This is a genomic window from Lacticaseibacillus suihuaensis (assembly GCF_054785075.1).
In genome coordinates, this window is the sequence record NZ_BAAGBJ010000005.1 from 72,445 (window position 1) to 86,945 (window position 14,501).

At 63.8% G+C, this 14,501-nt stretch carries 14 protein-coding genes; 9 read left to right on the top strand and 5 right to left on the bottom strand.

Translation table 11 applies throughout. The features are described from left to right. The first annotated feature begins 8 nt into the window (after positions 1-8). On the top strand, positions 9-2,096 hold the full coding sequence (gene fusA, locus ACYVRZ_RS05975) for an elongation factor G (RefSeq protein ID WP_461225610.1): 2,088 nt from the start codon (positions 9-11) through the stop codon (positions 2,094-2,096). A 156-nt stretch (positions 2,097-2,252) separates the two neighbouring features. Here the strand turns inward: fusA and ACYVRZ_RS05980 are convergent, their stop codons facing one another. Beyond that, entirely contained in the window at positions 2,253-2,471 is a 219-nt protein-coding gene (locus ACYVRZ_RS05980) for a hypothetical protein (protein WP_461225612.1), read from the bottom strand. 139 nt (positions 2,472-2,610) lie between these two features. On the opposite strand from ACYVRZ_RS05980, the gene ACYVRZ_RS05985 reads away from it, so the two are divergent. The 6 genes from ACYVRZ_RS05985 to ACYVRZ_RS06010 all read left to right on the top strand — a co-directional run bounded on the left by ACYVRZ_RS05985 (position 2,611) and on the right by ACYVRZ_RS06010 (position 8,900). After that, complete coding sequence (locus tag ACYVRZ_RS05985; protein ID WP_461225614.1) at positions 2,611-3,900, top strand: hypothetical protein; 1,290 nt, start codon at positions 2,611-2,613, stop codon at positions 3,898-3,900. A 134-nt stretch (positions 3,901-4,034) separates the two neighbouring features. After that, positions 4,035-4,772: a sulfite exporter TauE/SafE family protein gene (locus ACYVRZ_RS05990; protein ID WP_461225616.1), complete on the top strand. Its 738-nt coding sequence runs from the start codon at positions 4,035-4,037 to the stop codon at positions 4,770-4,772. 11 nt (positions 4,773-4,783) lie between these two features. Beyond that, positions 4,784-5,593 (top strand): putative ABC transporter permease, encoded by an 810-nt coding sequence (locus ACYVRZ_RS05995; RefSeq protein WP_461225618.1) that lies wholly within the window; start codon positions 4,784-4,786, stop codon positions 5,591-5,593. A 325-nt stretch (positions 5,594-5,918) separates the two neighbouring features. Beyond that, on the top strand, positions 5,919-6,230 hold the full coding sequence (locus ACYVRZ_RS06000; protein ID WP_461225621.1) for a hypothetical protein: 312 nt from the start codon (positions 5,919-5,921) through the stop codon (positions 6,228-6,230). Further along, entirely contained in the window at positions 6,223-6,873 is a 651-nt protein-coding gene (locus ACYVRZ_RS06005; protein ID WP_461225623.1) for a DNA alkylation repair protein, read from the top strand. Before ACYVRZ_RS06000 ends, ACYVRZ_RS06005 begins: the two co-directional genes overlap by 8 nt. A gap of 557 nt (positions 6,874-7,430) precedes the next feature. Further along, positions 7,431-8,900, top strand: coding sequence for an MFS transporter (locus ACYVRZ_RS06010; RefSeq protein WP_461225625.1), 1,470 nt, complete (start codon positions 7,431-7,433; stop codon positions 8,898-8,900). A 61-nt stretch (positions 8,901-8,961) separates the two neighbouring features. On the opposite strand, the gene pepT is transcribed toward ACYVRZ_RS06010, so the two are convergent. The 3 genes from pepT to ACYVRZ_RS06025 form a co-directional block, all read right to left on the bottom strand. Further along, entirely contained in the window at positions 8,962-10,194 is a 1,233-nt protein-coding gene (gene pepT / locus ACYVRZ_RS06015; RefSeq protein ID WP_461225627.1) for a peptidase T, read from the bottom strand. Between the two features lies 1 nt (position 10,195). Continuing rightward, positions 10,196-10,564, bottom strand: coding sequence for a DUF6483 family protein (locus ACYVRZ_RS06020; protein ID WP_461225629.1), 369 nt, complete (start codon positions 10,562-10,564; stop codon positions 10,196-10,198). A gap of 249 nt (positions 10,565-10,813) precedes the next feature. Continuing rightward, the gene (locus tag ACYVRZ_RS06025) at positions 10,814-12,001 is read right to left on the bottom strand and encodes an aminotransferase-like domain-containing protein (RefSeq protein ID WP_461225631.1); all 1,188 of its coding nucleotides are present in this window, start codon (positions 11,999-12,001) and stop codon (positions 10,814-10,816) included. 129 nt (positions 12,002-12,130) lie between these two features. Between ACYVRZ_RS06025 and ACYVRZ_RS06030 the strand changes: the two genes are divergently transcribed. Next, a complete protein-coding gene (locus ACYVRZ_RS06030) occupies positions 12,131-13,030 on the top strand; it encodes a LysR family transcriptional regulator (RefSeq protein WP_262315625.1) in 900 nt (299 codons plus the stop codon). A 63-nt stretch (positions 13,031-13,093) separates the two neighbouring features. Here ACYVRZ_RS06030 and ACYVRZ_RS06035 read toward each other — a convergent pair whose 3' ends face one another. Then, positions 13,094-13,567: a ribonuclease H family protein gene (locus ACYVRZ_RS06035; protein ID WP_461225634.1), complete on the bottom strand. Its 474-nt coding sequence runs from the start codon at positions 13,565-13,567 to the stop codon at positions 13,094-13,096. Positions 13,568-13,673: 106 nt separating this feature from the next. Between ACYVRZ_RS06035 and ACYVRZ_RS06040 the strand changes: the two genes are divergently transcribed. Next, entirely contained in the window at positions 13,674-14,483 is an 810-nt protein-coding gene (locus ACYVRZ_RS06040) for a Cof-type HAD-IIB family hydrolase (RefSeq protein ID WP_461225636.1), read from the top strand. Positions 14,484-14,501 lie beyond the last annotated feature (18 nt).

A 14,501-nucleotide genomic window follows, 5' to 3' on the forward strand; every position in this document is an offset into this window, starting at 1 on the left:
ACATTCACATGGCCAACAAGCGTGAATTTCCGTTAGACCGGACCCGTAACATCGGGATCATGGCCCACATCGATGCTGGTAAGACCACGACGACTGAACGGATTCTGTACTACACTGGTAAGATCCACAAGATCGGCGAAACCCATGAAGGGGCTTCGCAGATGGACTGGATGGCCCAGGAACAAGAACGTGGGATCACGATCACGTCCGCTGCCACCACCGCTTTTTGGAAGAACAACCGAATCAACATCATCGACACCCCAGGGCACGTGGACTTCACCATCGAAGTTGAGCGTTCCCTGCGTGTCCTTGACGGTGCGGTAACGGTTCTGGACGCCCAGGCTGGGGTTGAACCTCAGACCGAAAACGTGTGGCGTCAGGCCACCACGTACTCCGTTCCGCGTCTGGTTTTCGTCAACAAGATGGACAAGATCGGTGCGGACTTCAAGTTCTCCGTTGAAAGCCTGCACGATCGCCTGGGCGCTAACGCTCACGCCGTTCAGCTGCCGATCGGCGCCGAAGACAACTTCGAAGGCGTCATCGACCTGCTCGAGATGAAGGCCGACCTGTACGACGAAGACGAACTGGGTTCCGAATGGGACGTTGTCGACATCCCGGACGAATACAAGGAAGCGGCCGAAGAGGCCCACAACGCCTTGGTTGAAGCCGTGGCCGACGTCGATGACGGCATCATGGACAAGTACCTGGAAGGCGAGGAGATCTCCATCGCCGAGCTGAAGGCTGCCATCCGTAAGGCAACCCTGGCCCTGGAATTCTACCCTGTTTTTGCCGGCTCTGCCTTCAAGAACAAGGGTGTTCAGATGATGCTTGACGGGGTCGTTGACTACCTGCCATCCCCACTGGACGTGAAGCCTTACAACGCGACGGATCCGGACACCGGGGACGCCGTTGAGCTGACCGCCGGCGACGACAAGCCGTTCGCTGCGTTGGCCTTCAAGATTGCCACCGATCCGTTCGTTGGCCGTCTGACCTTCATCCGTGTCTACAGCGGGACGCTGCAGGCGGGTTCTTACGTGCTGAACGCAACCAAGGACAGCCGCGAACGTGTCGGCCGTCTGCTGCAGATGCACAGTAACACCCGGATGGAAATCCCAGAAGTCTTCTCCGGTGATATCGCTGCGGCGATCGGCCTGAAGAACACGACGACCGGGGATTCCCTGACCGATGTTGATCACCCGCTGATCCTCGAATCCCTTGAAGTGCCGGAACCGGTTATCCAGGTTTCCATCGAGCCTAACTCCAAGGAAGACCGGGACAAGCTGGATGTTGCGCTTCAAAAGCTTTCCGAAGAGGACCCGACCTTCCGTGCCGAGACCAACCCGGAAACCGGTGAAACGCTGATCGCCGGCATGGGCGAGCTGCACTTGGACATCATGGTTGACCGCATGAAGCGCGAATTCAAGGTTGAAGCTAAGGTCGGCGAACCTCAAGTTGCCTACCGTGAAACCTTCACCAAGACCGCGAGTGCCCAAGGTAAGTTCGTTCGTCAGTCCGGTGGTAAAGGTCAGTACGGTGATGTTTGGGTTGAATTCACCCCGAACGAAGAAGGCAAGGGCTTCGAATTCGAAGACGCCATTGTCGGTGGTGTGGTTCCGCGTGAATACATCCCAGCCGTTGAAGCAGGTCTGAAGGACGCGATGGCCAATGGGGTCCTCGCCGGCTACCCGCTGATCGACGTCAAGGCCAAGCTGTACGATGGTTCCTACCACGAAGTCGATTCTAACGAAACGGCCTTCAAGGTTGCGGCCTCGATGGCGCTGAAGGCAGCCGCTGCCAAGGCCGGTGCCGTGATCCTCGAACCGATCATGCACGTCGAAGTCGTGGCGCCTGAAGCCTACCTCGGCGACATCATGGGTCAAGTGACCGCTCGTCGCGGCCGCGTTGAAGCCATGGAAGCCCGTGGTAACGCCCAAGTCGTTAACGCGATGGTGCCGCTGGCCGAAATGTTCGGTTACGCCACCACCCTGCGTTCCGCGACCCAGGGCCGTGGGACCTTCACGATGACCTTCGACCACTACGAAGCAACGCCGAAGTCCATCCAAGAAGAAATCATCAAGAAGAACGGCGGCCAGTAAGCCACTGCTCCTCACAAGTTCAGCCCTCGCGAGTTTCTGCTCGCGAGGGCTGTTTTGTGTGGTCGGCTTCGGTTTGGGATGACGTCGGGTTGCCGGACCCCCCGGTCGGTGGCGGTCCGGTGGCTCGCCGCCTGGGCGCAGGTGAGGTCGACGCGGTCAGTGCCGTTCGGCGGCCGTTGCCAGGCGCCACAGGCGAACGGCATGGTAGGCGGTCAGCGCCAGCCACAGCAGCGCCGGCAGCACCCACAGCCAGCCGTGCGGCCCGACGGTGCGGAACTCGGCGCGGCCCTGGTAGGCGGTGTAGCCGGCGGCGAAGGCGAACACGGCGACGGCAATCAGGCGGTACAACAGCAATTGTTTGTAGGTGAGCCCCATGACGATTCCTCCCCTTTGCGATCGGCAAAGTAAGCCTATCACCGCGGTATGTAAGCGTCAAACATTTTGACCGATTAGGGATTGCGAGGTGGCTGGCGCAAGATTAGAATATGATTAATGGAAAATTAGGAGGCAGGGGATGGGACTGTTCCGGCTCGAACTGAAGAAGCAGCCCTGGCTACTGCACATGGCCGGGCTGGTGGCGCTGACGCTGCTGTTTTGTGTTCCCTTGGGGCATCAGCTGGGGATTCTGCAGACGACCTACTCGTACACGGACGGCATGCGTCACGCCGATTACGAGCATCGAACCGCCGCGGCCGCACATCACGAGATGGTGACGGCGCAGAAGTCGACGGTTCTGGCACTGGCGGCGCAGAACAAGACCGTGGCCAATAAGGCGTCCAGTGCGGCGTTGGCCGCGGTCCGGGCAATCAAGGCACCGCTGCTCGCACATCAATACCTGGCCGTCGACCGGATTCTGCTGGACGTCATCACGCGGTATCCCGAGCTGGTCTACCGCCATGAGCTCTACGATTTGCTTGGCGGTCCTTACATATCTGGACAGGTGACGGCGTGGGAGTCAGCGACCAAGCGCCTCAGATATGCCACTCAGCACGGTGTCAATCACCCGCTGACCTCTGACGACACGCAGAGTTCGACCGTTGCCACGTACAATGTCTTCAGCCGATACGGCAGTTATGTCTGGAAAAGGCTTTGGCTCAACGGCGGGATGCACGTCTGGTACAAAATTAATCCAGGCACTGCCCTGGTGTGGCTGTTCTTGACCTACGCCACGCTGGTGCTCGCCAGCGTCTTCAACTTCGACCGCCGCCATCGGACTGAGAACCTGATGCGGCTGACACCGCGCGGGGACCTCGGGATGATCGTCACCCGAGCGGCCGTGACAGTCGCACTGATCGGTGCTGTGGCGATCGGCTTCACGCTACTGGGCAACGCAGCCAACGCGATTGTGCCGGGCCACATCTGGGGCAGCTGGTTCTACCCGCTGGTGACGGTGGCGCATTCGACGGCTTACATCTCGCCGGTGTGGCAGTACATCGGCAGCGAGCTGTTGCTTTTGATGCTGTGGGTGTTCGTGCTGAGCGGCTTTACCTTTATTTTCTCGCAGGTGGTGCGTAACCTGTTGCTGCTGTTGGCGCTGGATGCGCTGACCTTCTTGGCGGTGCCGCTGCACCTGATGGAACTGCTGCCGCCGGCGGTGCAAAAGCTCACGCCGGCCTTTTACACCAACCCACCGGCGCTGTTCGCCCAGGACCAGCAGTTTCGCGGGATTGTCAGCCTGGTGCCCGTGTGGCTGGTGTTTGTCGGCTGGGGCGTGGCGGCCTGGGTGTTCGGGGCCTTCCTGCTGCGATCCCGGACCCGGGGCTACTGGCGGCGCAGCCAGGGGCCGCGCAAGGCCGCGGCATAGCGCGAAAACACGGGGCCGCGGTCCCGTTTTTTTGATGCCTCGCCGGGCTGAACCCGGCAGGCGAGTGAAACCGCATCCGGCGCCGAAGTTTGCTACAATGGAAGCAACAGGCGAGAGCCGGATGGGATGGGGTCATGAGTTGGATATGGGTGATGCTCGGGGCGGGGACGCTGGCCGGGCTGGTGCAAGGGGTCACGGGGTTTGGCTCCGGCATCATGATGATGATTTTTCTGCCGGCACTGCTGCCGATCGGCCGCAGCGCCGGGGTGTCGACTTTGACGATGGTGGTGGCCAACGTGATGATGGTCTGGCGCTACCGGCATGCGCTGAAGTGGCGGCGGCTGCCGGTGCCGTTCCTGATTTACTCGGCGGTGGCGACCTGGTCGGTGCATCTGGGGACTAGGCTGCCGGTGCCGACGCTCAAGGCGTTGCTCGGGGCGCTTTTGATCGCGATTGCGACCTACTTCACGCTCCGCCGCGACGCCGGGACGCACCGCTTCGCAACCTGGGTGGCGCTGGTGTTCATGGTGGTGTCGGGCTTTTTCAACGGGTTGTTCGGCATCGGGGGACCGCTGATGGCGCTGTACTTCCTGACCTTGGCCGACTCCAAGGCGGAATACCTCGCGTCGATTCAGACCTTCTTCATGCTCGACACCCTCTACGTGACCACGATTCGCTTCGCCAGCGGGGTGTTGCACCTGGGGGACCTGCGGCTGGTGGCGCTGGGGCTTGTCGGCGGCCTGCTCGGGACGCTGATTGCCAACCGCATCGTGGTGCGGCTGGATGTCGCCGCCATCAGCCGGCTGGTCTACGTGTTCATCGGCCTGAGCGGCGCCTACTATCTGCTGACCGCACTGCTGCGACGCGCGTAAGGAGGATGTACATGCACTCACCACAGCTGCTCGGACTCGAGCAAGCCTTCTCAAGCTGGATTCTCTACTTTTTCGCCTATGCCTTCGTCGGCTGGGTCTGGGAAAGCGGGTTCGTCAGTGTGCAAAAACGCCGCTGGGTGAACTCCGGCTTCCTGAACGGCCCGTGGATTCCGGTTTACGGCTTCGCGATGACCGCTGTCTTGGCCGCCATCGCCCCGTTTCAAAACAACATCGTCGCGCTGTACCTGCTGTCGGCGATCGTGATCACCATCATCGAGTACGTGACCAGCTGGCTGATGGAGGCCCTGTTTCACGCGCGGTGGTGGGATTACAGCAACGTGCCGCTGAACCTCAACGGCCGCGTCGCCTTGCCGATCTCGGCTTTTTGGGGGTTGGGGATGGTGGTGATTGTCAAGTACGTTCACCCGCTGGTCTCGCAGGTGGTCGGTCGCGTCGACACGACGTACGGCATGTTCGCCAGCTTCCTTTTGATCGCGCTGTTCATGTTCGACCTGGGCTTCACGCTGGCCAACATGCTGGCGTTCGGCGCGGCGACCAAGCGCATCGGCGACGCCATCGAGACGCAAAAAAAGGCGCTGGCCGCGGCCGCGGCGGCGGCCGGCGACCGGCTGGAGCAGGAGTACCCGTGGCTTGAGCAGTACAGAAAGGACGCGGCGGCCCGGGCCAAGTTGCCGCGCCTGAGCTACGTCCAGCGGCGCATCCTCAAGAGCTTTCCGAACCTGCGCCTGAACGACACGACGACCTCGGCCAAGGACATCGCGGCCCTGGCGGAGGTGTTGAGGAAGCGGCGGAAAAAGTAGCCAGAGCGCAAGACCGCGCCTGCGTGGGGCGAGTAGCCCAGCACTGCGGCTTGGAGCCTGCACTTGGCCCCGAGTCGCAGTGCGTAGCTAGCCGTTCCCACGTAGCGGTCTGGAGCTCGACGAACCAGAGCGCAAGTCGGCAGGTTTAGCGGGACGCATAGCCTAGACGCGGCGCTAGAGGCTTGCACTTGGCCCCGAGTGACGCGTCGTAGCTAGACGCTCCCGCGTTGCCGACAGGAGCTCGACGAACCAGAGCGCAGCGGCGCGTTATTAGCCGGACGATTAGCGTTGGGTTGGGCATTGGGCCCGACCATTGGAGGTACCCATGACGACAGAAGATTTCGGCACCAACCCCGCCCGAGACGGGCTGAGCGATCGCACCCCGGCCGGGCACTACCGGCTGTTGACGGCCTCCGGCAGTGAATACGACATCGAGGCTTTGCCCAGTGGGCGGCGGCGGGTGCGGCGGCACAACGCCAACGCGGCGCTGCGGCGAGACGACGACTGGCTTTTTTTGGCCGGCATCAAGGCGCGGATTGGCCAACCGGCAGTGTTGATCCTGGAGCCGCTGGGGGAAGGCGCCGTCACGACGCGGCTGACTACGCCGGTGGTGGCGGTGGTGGTTGACGATGACTGAGCAACGCACGGTGATGACGCTTGTCGGCGACCCGGTCAAGGCGCCGCAGATGGCGGCCTACATGAAAAACCAGTTCCCGTTTCTGGGGGTGCAAAGCGTGGCCCGGCGAGCCCAAAGCCGGCCGTGGCTGCAGGCCGCCAAGACGCGGCCGGTGCCGACCGTTTTGGCTCGGGTGCAGGAACTCTATGCCCGACCGGAGCGGGAGTACCAGTACGTTGCGGTCGACCTGGCGCTGGCCGTCGCGCCGCGGCTGAGCCTAGCCGACCTGCTGGCGCTAAGGCCGCTGGTGACCGAGAAGCCCTGGTGGGACACGGTCGACGCGTGGCGCGGGGTCTACGGCGCCGCCTTGGCCCGGCACCAGGACTGGCGCCACCCGCTGTACGAGATGTTCGCCGAACGCCCGGCCATGTGGGAGCGGCGCGTCGCCATCACGCTGCAGCTGATGGAAAAGGCCAACACCGACCGCGACCTGCTGACGGCGGCGATTCTACACGACCGGCAGACGGACGAGTTCTTCATCCAAAAGGCGATTGGTTGGGCCCTGCGGCAGTACAGCAAAACCGACCCGCAGTGGGTGCGAGACTTCCTGGCAACGCATTCGCTGAGCCGCCTGGCGACGCGAGAAGGCAGCAAGTTCCTGTGAGGTCAGCTGGTCGCGTCACGCGGTTGAACGGGGCGAGTCGAGTTGCTTGACGAGAAATCGGTCTGGTGTTAAGCTACCCGTGAATGATCAGTCACGTGCGGGGATGGCGCTGCGGCCGCAGCGCTGGCACCTCTGCCGCATAGGGGAACGATCCGGAGCGCAAGCGCCTCTAGTACCCAACCCATGCCAAGCCGCAGTGTATTGCCACACGGCTTTCAAACTCAAGAGTTTTAGTGCAACCCCTTCAACTTAGGAGGAGATACCAGGGCATAGGATTTCACCAACCCGCCGCTCGCACCAGGCTGGGACCTACTCGCAACGCGAGGTAGCTGCGGTCCCGACCAGAGCGGTGGTGAGCCACCACGGTAAGCAGAAGCCAGTCACGTAACCGAATCAGGCGCGGCCACCGGATTCACTGCGTCCGGTGGCTTCGCCGCGCCCGGCGCAACCAATTGCGGTTGCGCCGGGCGTTTTTGGCGTGGCGGCTTGCGTCCGGCGACTGACAGGTGTTGAATGGATAGGTACGTCAAATTTTCACGCAGAGAGAAGCGAGCATCTTGTCCAAACGCAACACCCTGATTGTCACCATCGCGCTGCTGTTGTCCAACGCCATGAGTGGCCTGGACGGCACCATTGTCACCACGGCGCTGCCGGCCATCATCGCCGACCTGCACGGGCTCAAGTGGATGGCGTGGATCGTCGCCATTTTCCTGCTCGGCACCGCGGTGTCGACTTTGGTGTGGAGCAAGCTGGGCGAGCGGGTCGGCAACAAAAAGGCCTACCAGCTGGCCGCGGCGTTCTTCGTGGTCGGGAGCTTTTTGCAGGGGCTGGCCCCGAACATGCTGTTTTTGATCCTCGCCCGGGCGATTGCCGGCATCGGCAACGGCGGCATGATCAGCCTGCCTTACATCATCTACGCTAAGCTCTACGAGAATCCGCGCAAGCGCATGCAGGTGCTGGGGCTGGTCAGCGCGTTCTACTCGACGGCGACGATTATCGGGCCCTTGGTCGGCGGCGCGATCGTCGACCTGTTCACCTGGCACTGGGTGTTTTACATCAACGTGCCGATCGGACTGTTGTCGGCGATTCTGGTTCAGGTCTTTTACACCCACGAAACCGTGACCCCCAGCCGCGCCAAAACGGACTACCTCGGTGCCGGCCTGATGGTGATCGGGCTGGTCAGCCTGCTCGGGGCCTTGGAGCTGGTCGGCCTGACCAGCCCGTGGCTGATCCTGCTGCCGCTGGCCGTCGCCGTGGCCAGCTTCGCCGCCTTGATTAAAGTGGAGCGAGCGGCCGCCGATCCGATCGTGCCGGGGCGGCTGTTTCGCAACGGACCGCTGGTGGTCGACTTCGTACTGTTCACCATCATCTGGGGCGCGTTCATGGGCTTTTTGACCTACAGCCCGATGTGGGCCCAGGCGTTGCTCGGCACCACCGCGCTGATCGGCGGCGCGACCCAGATTCCAAGCTCGGTCACAGACATCATCGGCTCCGAGGCGGTGCCGGCGCTTCGGCGGCGCTTCTCGCCGCACCAGGTGCTGACGCTCAACATCGTGCCGCTGACGTTGGCCTTCGTGGTGCTGGTTTTCGCCGGCGTCAAGGCGCCGTACTGGGTGCTGTTGGTCGCCGGGGCACTGGAAGGTTTTGGCAATGGGGGCTGTTTCAACGAGCTGCAGGTCAAGGTGCAACAAGACGTTGACCCGGCCGATATGCCGGTGGCCACGTCCTTCTCCTTCCTGATTCGGATGCTCAGCCAGACCTTCACCACCGCGATTTTCGGCCTGCTGATGAACCAGGCGCTGTTTGCCGGCGTCCGGCGGTCGCACGGTACCATCACGATGGCGATGCTCAACAAGCTGTCAGACGCCGCCAGCGTCAAAAGCCTGCCGGCCCGGCTGCTGCCGCAGATGCGCGACATTTTGCACAACGGGCTGCACCGCATCATGCTGCTGGCGCTGGCCTTGATGCTGGTCGCCTTGGTGATCAACCTTTGGGCCCAGCGCCGCGAGGCCAAGGCCCTGGCCTAGGCACGGACGTCAAAAACGGCTTCTCCCAATAACTGGGGGAAGCCGTTTTTGGCGTCTGGTGTTACGACAGCGTCGGGCTCAGCCGCGCGACGTTGACCAGGACCGTTGCCAGCGTGGCAATCGCCTCAAGCGACACGCACTCGAAGGGCCCGTGGAAGTTCAGGCCGCCGTTGAAGAGGTTGGGGGCCGAAAGCCCCGCGGCGGTCAGCTTACTGCCGTCGGTGCCGCCGCGGAAGGGGGCGTAGTGCGGGGTCAGCCCCGCCTGGCGAATCGCGGCCTCGGCCAACCGAAGCGGCGTGGGGTCGCGGTCCAAGACGGGCTTGGGGTTCTTGTACTGGTCGTGCAGCGTCAGACTCAGCCGCGGCTCGTCAAGCGTGGCGTTCAAGGCGGCGACGGCCTGGCGCAGCAGGGCCTTGCGCCTGGCGAACCCCGCCGCCGTGAAGTCGCGGAGGATGTAGGTCAGCGTGGTTTCGGCGACGCCGCCGCGAAACTGGTCGAGCATGAAAAAGCCGTCGTGACCGGCTACGTTTTCCGGGCGTTCGGCCGCCGGCAGCGCCGCATCCAGCCGCTCGCCCAGCGTGATTGCGTTGACTAGCAACCCCTTGGCGTCCCCTGGGTGAACGGCGCGGCCGCGGATGGTGACCGTCGCCTCGGCCGCGTTGAAGGTCTCGTCTTCAATCTGGCCGAGCTCGCCGTTGTCCAGGGTGTAGGCGAAGGCGGCGCCAAAGGCCGCGACGTCGAGGCGGTCGGCGCCGGCACCGATTTCCTCGTCGGGACCAAAGCCCAGGCGAATCGGGCCGTGCGGGATTTCGGGATGGGCCAGTAGCTCGCGAAGTGCGGCCATCGCCCCGGCGATGCCGGCCTTGTCGTCGGCGCCGAGCAGCGTGGTGCCGTCGGTGGTGACCAGTGTCTGACCGAAGAAGCGCTGCAGCGCCGGGAATTGGGTCGTCGTCAGGCTCAGCCCGTTGGCCCAGCGGATCGGCTCGCCTTGGTAGTCGGGGTGGTACTGGGGCCGGACGTGGTCGGCGGCAAAGTCGGCGGTGTCCAGATGCGCGATCCAGCCGATGACCGGTTCCGGGGCGGTGCCGGGCAGCGTGGCGGTGACGAAGCCATCGGCCGGGTTCAGCGTCGCGTCTGCGAGGCCGAGGTCCTGGAGCTGGTCAACCAGCAGCTTGGCCAGCACGGTTTGGCCCGGCGTCGAGGGGATGCGGTCGGCCAAGGCAGCGTCGGAGCGGGTGTCGATCGTGACGTAGCGGGTGAAGTCGCGTTGAATGGCGGTTAAGTCGATGGTCATGTCACGCCTCCCCCGCCTGGATGCGCGACAAAAGCGTCAGGCCGGCGGCGATGTCCTCGCGGCGGTAGTCGGCGGCGGTCAGGGCCGCGTCGTCCAACGCGTTGAGCCGGGTGAAAAACCAGGTGCCAAGGGCGATGAACTGCGCCTCTGGCACCGCGTAGCGCCGGGCGAACAGGTCGCGGGTGGCGCCGTGCAAGTCGCCGGCTTCAATCGCCGCTTCGAGCTCGGCCTGGTGTGGCAGCCGCCGTGCGTCCTCTTGGGGGAACACGACCTCGTGGCTCGGCTCGCCGCCGCTGGCCCCGAGCATCGCGCCGAGACCCCGGGCCAGCGCCTTGATCTGGCGCAGCAGCGGATCGGTTTCTTCTTGCATGGGGAACGCCTCCTTTTGACTCACAGCGTAAGCCAATGCATCGCAAAATTCAACCGAGACGTCGCGCCAAAAAAGCCCCGCCGCGGCACCTGCGGATGAGGGTCACGGTCGGGGCAGATGCGGCTGACAGGCGGTGCAGGTACGGGGTGCGGGACCGCGCGGCGCGGCAGATCAATCAGCTGCACGGCGGGGCAAGCCAGCGACCGGACGGCGAGGCAAGCCGAGTAGCCGCGCGGCGCGGCAGCTACGCTACCGCGCCGCGAGCTGGGCCGGTTGTCCCGCCGCGGTCAAGGCGGCGCAGAGGCGCTGGCAGCCGCGGTCGATTTCGTCCAGGCTGGCGCCGGTGAAGCTCAGCCGCGCCGCGTTTTGGAAGTGGCCGAAGGGGCTCAGGCCGCTGCCCGGCACCACCGTCACGTTCGCGTCGCGCAGCGGTCCCTGGGCGAAGGCCATCATGTCAAAGCCTTGCGGGGCGGTCAGCCACAGGAAGAAGCCGCCTTCCGGGTGGGTCAGGGTGAAGCCGGCCGGCAGCGCCGCCGCCAAGTCCGTATACATCCGGGCCATTTTGGCGCTGTACACCTCCCGCAGTCGGGCGATGTGGCGGTCCAGGTCGTTGCGCTGCAGGTAGGCGGCGACCGCCGCGGTGGTCAGGCCGCTGGTTTCCAGGTCGCAGCCGCCTTTGAGGGCCCGCAGCGGCGCCATCAGGCTTGGGCTGGCGACCAGCCAGCCCAGGCGCAGGCTCGGCGCCAGGATTTTGGAGAAGCTCGAGACGAACACGACGCGGTCTTCGGTGTCAAAGGCCTTGATCGGCGGCAGCTGAACGCCGCGGTAGCGCAGCTGGCGGTACGGCGCGTCCTCCAGGATCACGACGTCGTAGCGGTTGGCCAGGGCGACCAAGGCGCGGCGCTTGGCCAACGACATCACGGTGCCGGTCGGGTTTTGGAAGTCGGGCACGGTGTAGATCATTTTGACCTTGCGGGTGGCCAGCACCTGCTGCAAGGCGGTCAGGTCCATCCCGTCTCGCTGCACCGGCACCTCGTAGTAGGTCGGCTGGTAGGCATCAAAGGCCGACAGGGCCCCGATGTAGGTCGGCCCCTCGACCACCAGGCCGTCGCCGGGGTCCAGCAGCAGCTTGGCCATCAGGTCCAGCGCCTGCTGGGCCCCTTGCGTGAGCATCAGGTCGGATTCGGTGCAGGCTACCGCGTCTTGGCTCATGCGCTGGGCCAGCTGGCGGCGCAGCGCCAAGTCGCCGGTCGGTCCAGCGTATTGCAGGGTGGTCTCGCTGGCGCTTTGGGCCCAGGCGGCCGCAAGCTCGGCCTGGGGGAAAAGCGCCGGGTCGGGGTACCCGCCGGCAAAGGCGATGGTCTGCGCGTCCTTGGCGGCCAAAACACCGTCCAAGCCGTTGGTCTGATAAGCCTCAAGTCTCGCTGCCAATTTCATGCCGCTCACTCCGTTTCTATTGATTGACTTTATCGTAACCCGCTCCTATGATGAAGTAAACTTCAACTTGTTCAGCGGTGAGTGAACGTGATTCATCTAAAACGGTCACACCGCCGGAAGGGAGCCAACATGAGCAATTTCAGTTACGAGGTTTTTCGCGCCGTGGTCGAGCAGGGAACCTTCATCCAGGCGGCCAACAAGCTCAACGTCACGCCAAGCGCCGTCAGCCACAGCGTCAGCCAGCTGGAGTCGGCGCTGGGATTTCCGCTGTTCATCAGAAACCGCACCGGCGTCGAGCTGACGCCGGACGGGGCCGCCATTTTGCCGACCGTGCAGTCGATTCTGAACCTCGAGGACCAGCTGACCCAGATTGCCGACAACATCAACGGGCTCAACACCGGGCGGGTGCGGCTCGGCGCCTTCTCGTCGGTGTCGACCAACTGGCTGGCGCCGATCATTTTGGACTTCAAGCGCCAATACCCCGACGTCGACGTCAGCGTGATGCAAGGCAGCTTCAACGACATCGTCGCCCAGGTGCGAACCGGCGCCATCGATATCGGCTTCTCGCTGCTGCCGGCCGACGACAGCCTGGTGGTGACGCCCTTGATCGAGGATCCGATCTACTGCCTGACGCCGACCACCTTCACGCCGGCCAACGGGCGTGACATGACCGGCGCCGACATGGACGGCCACACCTTCATCCTGCAGCGCGGCGACTACGACCGCGACACCAAGGCGGCGCTGGACCGCTACCACGTTTCGACCAACTCGCTGAACTACTCGATCGATGACCAGTCGATTCTGTCGATGGTCGAATCCGGCCTGGGCTGGGGCATTTTGCCGCGGCTGGCCCTGACCAAGCTGACCGGTGACGTCAACGTCTACCCGCTGTCGCAGCCCTTCGCCCGGACGCTGTGCCTGGTGATGAACCCGACCACGCAAAAATCACCGTCGGTCGCCCACATGCTGACGGTGATCAAGGCCTTCTTGCGCCGCGAGTACGGCAAGGCCTGCCTGTTTGGAGAATAAAAAAACAGCGACTGATTCAATCAGTCGCCGGCCGAGGGTCGCTGGCTAAGTCGGCTTGCCGCTTCACCGCGTCAGGTGGTCCATCGTCTTGTTCAGCGCGGCGTCGACCTCGTTGTTGTGCTGGTTAGTCGCGTGGCCCTTGACCTTTTGGAAGGTTAGGTCGTCGAAGCGGTCAACCTGGGCCAGGAGTTTTTGCCACCGCTCCGCGTTGATCACCGGCTTGCCGCCTTTTTGCCAGCCGTTTTGGCGCCATTTGACGTACCACTTCTGGGTCATCGTGTTGATGACGTAGGCGGAGTCGGAGTAGACGGTCACCGGCAGGTCCGTGCGTTTGAGCGCGGTCAGGCCCTCGATGACGGCGGTGATCTCCATGTAATTGTTGGTGCGGCCGAACTCGCCGCCGGTCAGCATCTTCTGGTGCGCGCCGTAGATGAGCAAAGCGGCCCAGGCGCTTTTGTCGGTGGGCCGAACGCTGCCGCCGGCGACGTTGCCGGTGTTGCGGTTGCCGCCGTCGGTGTAAAGTTGAATTTCTGCCATGTTTACCTCCCGTAACGCTACCAGTGTACCTGCTGACACGCGTTTGGGCAAATCGGGGATTATCTGCTAAAATTGAGGCCAAGCCATACTGAAGGGAAGTCTCGCCATGCCACGCAAACTGATTGCCTTGGACCTCGACGGCACCACGCTGGACCGCGCCGGTCGCCTGGCCGCACCGACCATCCAGACGCTGCAGGCGGCGACCGCCGCCGGCCACCTGGTGGTGATCGCCACCGGTCGCCCCGATGCGATTTCGGAGGACCTCTACGACGAACTCGGGTTGACCGGACCGATGATCAATTTCAACGGCGCCTTGATTCACGTGCCGCACCGCGACTGGGCCGCCGAACGCGCGGTGACCATGCCGATCGCCACGGCGCTTGCGCTGAGGGAGCTCAAGGCCGATTTTGACATCAAGGTGATGGTGGCGGAGGGCAAGCGCTTGCTGCGAGCCGATCACGGCTACGTCAACGTGCCGTTTTTGCCCGACCTGCCGCACCCGACCGCGCTGCTGGATGCGGCGGGGCTGACCCAGGCGCCGATCTCGGTCACCATGTTCATCGCTGACCGCGACCTGACGCCGTTGACCGCGGCGGTGGCCGCGCGGTTCCCGCAGCTGACCGCCAAGACCTGGGGGGCCTGGAGCGGCGAGAACACCGCCCTTGAGGTGACCGCCGGCAACGCGTCGAAGTCCCGGGCCCTGGCCTATGTCGCCGGCGCTTACGGCATCGCCCAGCCAGACATCGTCGCGTTCGGCGACGACTTGAACGACCTGGACATGATCCAATACGCCGGCGTCGGCGTCGCGATGCAAAACGCGCGGCCGGAGATTCTGGCGGCGGCCGACGCCGTCACGCCGACGGACAACGACCACCAAGGCGTGGCCAACTTCCTGGTGCGGTACCTGCACCTGTAGCTCGCGCAAGTTTGGAAA

What these genes read in the sequence shown, in the direction of transcription:
- fusA (WP_461225610.1), top strand. Translation starts at nt 9, where the DNA reads ATGGCCAACAAGCGTGAATTTCCGTTAGACCGGACCCGTAACATCGGG.
- ACYVRZ_RS05980 (WP_461225612.1), bottom strand. Translation starts at nt 2,471, where the DNA reads ATGGGGCTCACCTACAAACAATTGCTGTTGTACCGCCTGATTGCCGTC.
- ACYVRZ_RS05985 (WP_461225614.1), top strand. Translation starts at nt 2,611, where the DNA reads ATGGGACTGTTCCGGCTCGAACTGAAGAAGCAGCCCTGGCTACTGCAC.
- ACYVRZ_RS05990 (WP_461225616.1), top strand. Translation starts at nt 4,035, where the DNA reads ATGAGTTGGATATGGGTGATGCTCGGGGCGGGGACGCTGGCCGGGCTG.
- ACYVRZ_RS05995 (WP_461225618.1), top strand. Translation starts at nt 4,784, where the DNA reads ATGCACTCACCACAGCTGCTCGGACTCGAGCAAGCCTTCTCAAGCTGG.
- ACYVRZ_RS06000 (WP_461225621.1), top strand. Translation starts at nt 5,919, where the DNA reads ATGACGACAGAAGATTTCGGCACCAACCCCGCCCGAGACGGGCTGAGC.
- ACYVRZ_RS06005 (WP_461225623.1), top strand. Translation starts at nt 6,223, where the DNA reads ATGACTGAGCAACGCACGGTGATGACGCTTGTCGGCGACCCGGTCAAG.
- pepT (WP_461225627.1), bottom strand. Translation starts at nt 10,194, where the DNA reads ATGACCATCGACTTAACCGCCATTCAACGCGACTTCACCCGCTACGTC.
- ACYVRZ_RS06020 (WP_461225629.1), bottom strand. Translation starts at nt 10,564, where the DNA reads ATGCAAGAAGAAACCGATCCGCTGCTGCGCCAGATCAAGGCGCTGGCC.
- ACYVRZ_RS06025 (WP_461225631.1), bottom strand. Translation starts at nt 12,001, where the DNA reads ATGAAATTGGCAGCGAGACTTGAGGCTTATCAGACCAACGGCTTGGAC.
- ACYVRZ_RS06030 (WP_262315625.1), top strand. Translation starts at nt 12,131, where the DNA reads ATGAGCAATTTCAGTTACGAGGTTTTTCGCGCCGTGGTCGAGCAGGGA.
- ACYVRZ_RS06035 (WP_461225634.1), bottom strand. Translation starts at nt 13,567, where the DNA reads ATGGCAGAAATTCAACTTTACACCGACGGCGGCAACCGCAACACCGGC.
- ACYVRZ_RS06040 (WP_461225636.1), top strand. Translation starts at nt 13,674, where the DNA reads ATGCCACGCAAACTGATTGCCTTGGACCTCGACGGCACCACGCTGGAC.